We start from the raw sequence: 5640 nt of genomic DNA, 5'->3' as shown, positions 1-5640 counted from the left end.
TCGGGTTGGTCTCCAAAGCCTGTTCGCCGACCTTGAACGCCTCGTCGACCTTCCGGCTGAAAAACAGCGCGGTCATCAGGGCCTGCAGCGCACGGGTATTGCTTGCGTCCAGTTGGACCGCGCGCCGGGCGGTGCTTAGGCTGCGTTCGACCGGCGTCGGCGTGCCGGTTCTTGCATTGAATCGAAATCGTTCCTCGTCGAGGTAGACGAGTGAAAGCATCGCCCACCCGGTTGCGAAGGACGGATATCGCTCGACAGCCCGCTCGAGACAATCCCGCACGTTTGCATGCTGATCTACCGCCAACTGCGCACGATAGGCATAAAAGCCCAATGCGCAGGTGTAGGCTCCAGCACCGTCAGCGGGAGGATTGACGGTATCCGCCTGGGCCATGATTCCATATGGCTGGGCAACTGTCGTCGCGACCCTATTCGCCACGTCGGACTGGATGCTGAACAGTTCACGCGTGTGAGTGTCGTCGTCGTAGGTATCGGACCAGAGAATCTTGTCGGTCTCGGTATCAACCAAACGTGCTGTCACGCGCACCCGATTGCCTGAAACGCGCACGCCGCCTGCGAGCAAGAACCGCGCCCCAAGCTCGTGGCGCACCTGCGAGGCGGGCACGCCCGGCGACAGCGATTTGGACGCCTCCCGCCCGAACACGTGCACCTCCTTGAAGCGAGGCAGGACTGTCAGCAGTTCCTCGGTCAGGCCGACCGAGTAGAGTTGTGCTTGTGGCCCGTCGCCAAGATCGGCGAATGGGGCGACGACCAGCGTCGGACCTCCCTCGGGGAGCGCCTTCAACCGGCCGGACAACAGGTGGGTGGAGAAGGCGAGTGCGACAATACCAATGCCGAGCGTTGCGCCAACTCCAATTGCTACTGCCATTAAGCGGGGAAACTGGACGCGAAGCCCACGCGATGCAGGTGTCGTGGTTTCCTCCGCAGGACTACTTTCAAACGCGCCGTTCCACTCGAAGGACGGCGCGTATCCACCCTTGGGAATGTCGATTCTAATCGGATCATGCTGCCCTGCGACAAGGTAGTAGCGCTCGAGCAACCGCCGTAGACGCCCAGCCTCTATCCGAACGACGGGGTCGTCCTGGGTGAACCCTTCACTTCGCTTGAACACTTCGACCGCAATTGAGTAGCCCTTGATGCGATCCGCACGACCCGCGAGAGCCTCTTCCGTGACGTATGTCAGGAACGCGCCACTACGACCAACTTTCGGGAACTCGGGGCTGAGGATGATGACGTCGAGCTGAGTACGGATCTCGTCCGGAGTCGGCGCAGGACGATATAACGGCACAGCTTCGCCCCCCGGCGGCAATTCGTTCTGCACGGTCTGCACCTCACCCGCTCTTGAGGGTCATCTGTATTACAAATTACATCACCGTTCACGAATGCAACCTACTGCAGAAACTGGTCATCGTCCATAAAGATAGTTGAAGAGCTGCCCCGAAGTTCTTTGAGCCCAAGAAGCCGCGTACTTCGGCCGAAACGGCGGAACTCGTTGTCCCGAAACTACATGCTGCGGGACAGTATGTTACTGTTACATACCTTGCGCTTTCGCCCCGCTGTTCACAGGTTGACGCGAAACTTTCATCCCCAAGTCGCAATCGAGGGCAAGACATGCGCAGGTCAAACCGGGTCATACTATTGCTTTCCTCAACCATCCTCGCACTGGCCGCGGCCGGAGCTTTTGCACAGGAACGCCACGCCTACTTCGGGCAGACCCACCAGCACACGAGCTGGTCCCTTGACGCCTACATCATTGGAAACACAGTGACGGGGCCGGAAGAGGCGTACCAGTACTCGATGGGGCAGACCATCAAGCATCCGGCGGGCTTCGACGTGAAGATCAAGACGCCCCTCGATTTCCAGGGGGTGACCGATCACTCGGAATATGTCGGCGTCATCCGTCTTGCCAACGATCCCACGTCTCCGATCAGCAAGCTCCCGATTGCCGAGAAACTGAAGGTCACCAAAGACAATAGCGCGATGAAGATTTTCCAGTTCCTGGCCGGGAGCATTGCCACCGGCAAGCCGCTCACCGAACTGGTGAAGCCGGAACTCGCCGGGTCCATCTGGAAGCAGAACGTCGCCATCGCCGACAAATACAACAAACCGGGCGAGTTCACCGCCTTCTGCTCGTACGAGTGGACATCAATGCCCAATAACCAGAACATGCATCGCAACGTCTTCTTCAAGGACTGCGCAAAGGTCCCGGTGATGCCGTTCTCTGCCTTGGATTCAGACCATCCCGAAGACCTATGGACGTGGATGGACGGCCAGCGCAAGGCCGGAAACGAGGTGCTGGCCATCTCCCACAATGCGAACCTGTCCAACGGCATCATGTTTCCGACCGATGTCGACAGCAAGGGCAATCCCCTCGATGCGGCCTGGGCGCAGCAGCGCATGACCAACGAGCCGTTGACGGAACTCAAGCAAGTGAAGGGCGCTTCGGAGACCCATCCGGATTTGTCGCCGAACGACGAGTTCGCGAACTTCGAGATCATGAACTACCTGATCGGGATCGACAACAGCACCTCCAAGCTGCATGGAAGCTACGCACGCGAAGCCTACGAGAACGGTTTGGCGATGCAGGCGACCCGCGGCTACAACCCCTATAAGTTCGGGGTGGTCGGAGCAGGCGACTCCCACAACACCGCCACCGCCTACTCGCAGTCCAACTTCTTCGGCGATCACGGGCTCGTCGACGCGACGCCGGCCTCACGACTGGCGGGCAAAGTCGCATCCGGCATGAACGTCATGGAGACCGGGACCTCCGGCCTGACCGTCGTCTGGGCGGAACAGAACACCCGTGATTCCATCTTCAACGCGATGCAGCGCAAGGAGGTCTATGCCACCAGCGGCGTACGGATCCAGGCACGCATGTTCGGCGGCTGGGACTACGACAAGGGAGTTCTTGCCAATGCGGACTGGGCCAAAACCGCCTACGCCGACGGCGTTCCGATGGGCGGCGATCTTCCTGCGGCCGACGACAAGGTCCCCACCTTCATCGTCGCTGCGGTGAAGGATCCCGACGACGGCAATCTCGATCGCATCCAGATCGTCAAGGGCTGGACCAAGCAGGGGCAGATCTTCGAAAAGATATTCGACGTCGCCTGGGCAGGAAACCGCCAGCCCGATCCGGTTACGGGCAAACTCCCTCCCGTGGGAAGCACCGTTGATATCACCAAGGCGACCTACACCAACGATATCGGCGCCGTGGAACTGAAGGCGGTTTGGACCGACCCGGAGTTTGACCCGAGCTTGCACGCCTTCTACTACACCCGTGTCTTGCAGATCCCGACGCCGCGCTGGAGCACCTACGACGCCGTGAAGCTTGGCATCCTGCCGCCTAGCAGCGTGGCCGCCACGGTTCAGGAACGCGCCTGGACGTCGCCGATCTGGTACACCCCGACGCCCGCGGCTGTCGCCAAGGCCGAGCGAGGCCTGACCGTCGAAGATCTGACCAAAGCAGGAGCCTTCGCGCTCACCAACGATCAACTGAAGGAACTCGTCGTTGGGAAGACGTTCAAAGTTCGCAACAGGGTCACTGACCAGAACTTCGATGTCCTGTTCGGAGAGCATGGTCAGCGCGTCATAACCGAGCTGAACGGAGGTCAGCCCACCGCGGACGACGTTCTGCAGATCATGCACCCGAGCACGTCAGGATCGTCGGCCGACTATGAAATCAAGGATGGCCACATCATCACGACGATCGATGGAAGTCCTTTCGAGCTGACGGTCTACACGTCCGGCGACAAGTACGTGGCCGCCAGAAGCAACGAATTCGGCTACGCGAACTACGAAGTCCAGGCTGTCATTCGATAAGGAGGCATGCCAGTGAAACTGCCTCCCGGAAGACCTGAGCCCTTGGGCAATGCAGACGGCGTCGCACATGAATCGCGGGGGAGATGGCGGAGGTTCGTCAGCGAACCGCTGCTCCACTTCGTCGCCGCTGGAGCGTTGCTGTTTGGAGGCTATCATTTGCTGACGCCCGGAACGGATGGCGCGGCAAACACAAACCAGATCGTTCTGACGAAGGACGACGTACGGCAACTAGCGATAAGCTGGCTTGCGCAGGGAAGGTCGACCCCGACGCCGGAACAGGTACGCGGTCTCGTCGACCAGAAGGTGACGCAGGAAATCCTCTTCCGCGAAGCCATCTCCCTTGGCCTTGATCGCGACGATGAGATCATCAAGCGACGGCTAGCGCAGAAGATGGACTTTCTCGCCACCGACCTAGCCTCCCTGCAAGAGCCGACCGACGAAGAGATGAAGGCTTGGTTCGACAGGAATTCCGAGACCTTCGCGCTCCCTCCACATGCAACCTTCCGACATCTCTATTTCTCGACGGACCGGCACGGGAAAGAAACCAAGGAGGCCGCCGCAGCAGCTCTGGCTTTCATCGGAGGGAAGTCTCCGGACTCGAGCGAAGTTGCCGCAATCGGCGACCCCTTCATGTTCCAGAACCATTACGGAGACGCCACTCCCGACCAGATGGCGAAGGAATTCGGGCCGGAATTCTCCAGGGCTCTCTTCCAGCTCACGCCGGGCAAATGGGTCGGACCGGTCAAATCGGGTTACGGCTGGCATCTCGTCTGGATCGACTCCATCGAGCCCGGTCGCATTCCAACCTACGCCGAGGTGATGCCAAACGTGAAGGCGGGCTGGATCGACGACAAGTATCGCGAAATCAAGAATGCGGCGCTTGCTGAAATGCGGTCGCGTTACTCGGTTGTCGTACCACCGATCGAAGCCGCCGACTTTCAGGACCTACAGGTGCCACCTGGGTTCAATCTTGGGCTTGAGGTATCGGCGCAATGAGGGGCGGCCCGATATTGTCCACCGTTCTCGGGCGTATGCTCTTCGGCGTCGTCGTCTTAGTCCTTGTGCTCGCTGGGACCGCCATCGCCCACGAGATACGGCCTGCCTATCTGCAGATCGATGCGATGGCGGCAAACCGCTACAAGGTCGTCTGGCGCACACCCATGCTGTCAGGCATGCGGCTACCGATCGCCCTGCGGTTTCCGCAGAGTGTGCGCAACGTGACAGAGCCGGCCGAACGCGAGCTTCCAGATTCGCTTGTCGAAACGCGGGTGATCGAAACGGACGGCGGGGGCCTCCCAGGTAAGCGTGTCGAGTTCGTCGGACTGCAGGCGACGATTACCGATGTGCTGGTCCGCGTTCATCTGCTGGATGGCACCGTCGAGACGACGATGATCCATCCATCCCAGCCCTTTCTCGAATTCGCTGCCACGCGCAGCCCGCTAGATGCGGCGAAGGTCTACTTCGTGAGCGGCTTCCAGCACATTCTTCTCGGTGTCGATCACCTGCTTTTCGTCTTCGGTCTGCTCTTCATCGTCCGCTCGCGGTGGATGCTGGTGAAGACGATCACCGCCTTCACGGTCGCCCATTCCATCACCCTCGCCATAGCGACACTGGGCAAGGTCGAGATTCCGGCGCTGCCGCTCAATGCGATGATTGCACTGTCGATCCTGTTTCTAGGTCCCGAGATCGTCCGGGTGTGGCGTGGTCAGACGAGTTTTACGATCCGCCATCCCTGGATTGTCTCGTTTGCCTTCGGGCTGCTGCATGGCTTCGGATTTGCGAGCGGACTGACCGCACTCGGCC

4 protein-coding genes are annotated in these 5640 nt (G+C 60.0%); 3 read left to right on the top strand and 1 reads right to left on the bottom strand.

Annotation, left to right across the window (positions count from 1 at the left end):
* Nucleotides 1-1339: adenylate cyclase (locus ATY79_RS22820; protein ID WP_245312438.1), on the bottom strand; the 1339-nt coding region annotated here is incomplete at its 3' end.
* A gap of 290 nt (nt 1340-1629) precedes the next feature.
* Here ATY79_RS22820 and ATY79_RS22815 point away from each other — a divergent pair.
* The 3 genes from ATY79_RS22815 to ATY79_RS22805 form a co-directional block, all read left to right on the top strand.
* A complete protein-coding gene (locus ATY79_RS22815) occupies nt 1630-3837 on the top strand; it encodes a DUF3604 domain-containing protein (protein WP_088704967.1) in 2208 nt (735 codons plus the stop codon).
* A 6-nt stretch (nt 3838-3843) separates the two neighbouring features.
* Nucleotides 3844-4833 carry a peptidyl-prolyl cis-trans isomerase gene (locus tag ATY79_RS22810; RefSeq protein ID WP_088704966.1) on the top strand — a complete coding sequence of 330 codons (990 nt, stop codon included), beginning with the start codon at nt 3844-3846 and terminating at the stop codon, nt 4831-4833.
* A gap of 35 nt (nt 4834-4868) precedes the next feature.
* Nucleotides 4869-5640: HupE/UreJ family protein (locus ATY79_RS22805; RefSeq protein ID WP_245312437.1), on the top strand; the 772-nt coding region annotated here is incomplete at its 3' end.

Origin of the sequence: Rhizobium sp. R693 (genome assembly GCF_002211315.1) — a bacterium.
Lineage (GTDB): Bacteria > Pseudomonadota > Alphaproteobacteria > Rhizobiales > Rhizobiaceae > Rhizobium.
The sequence above is the reverse complement of the archived record's forward strand: the minus strand, read 5'-3'. Positions and strand labels throughout refer to the sequence as shown.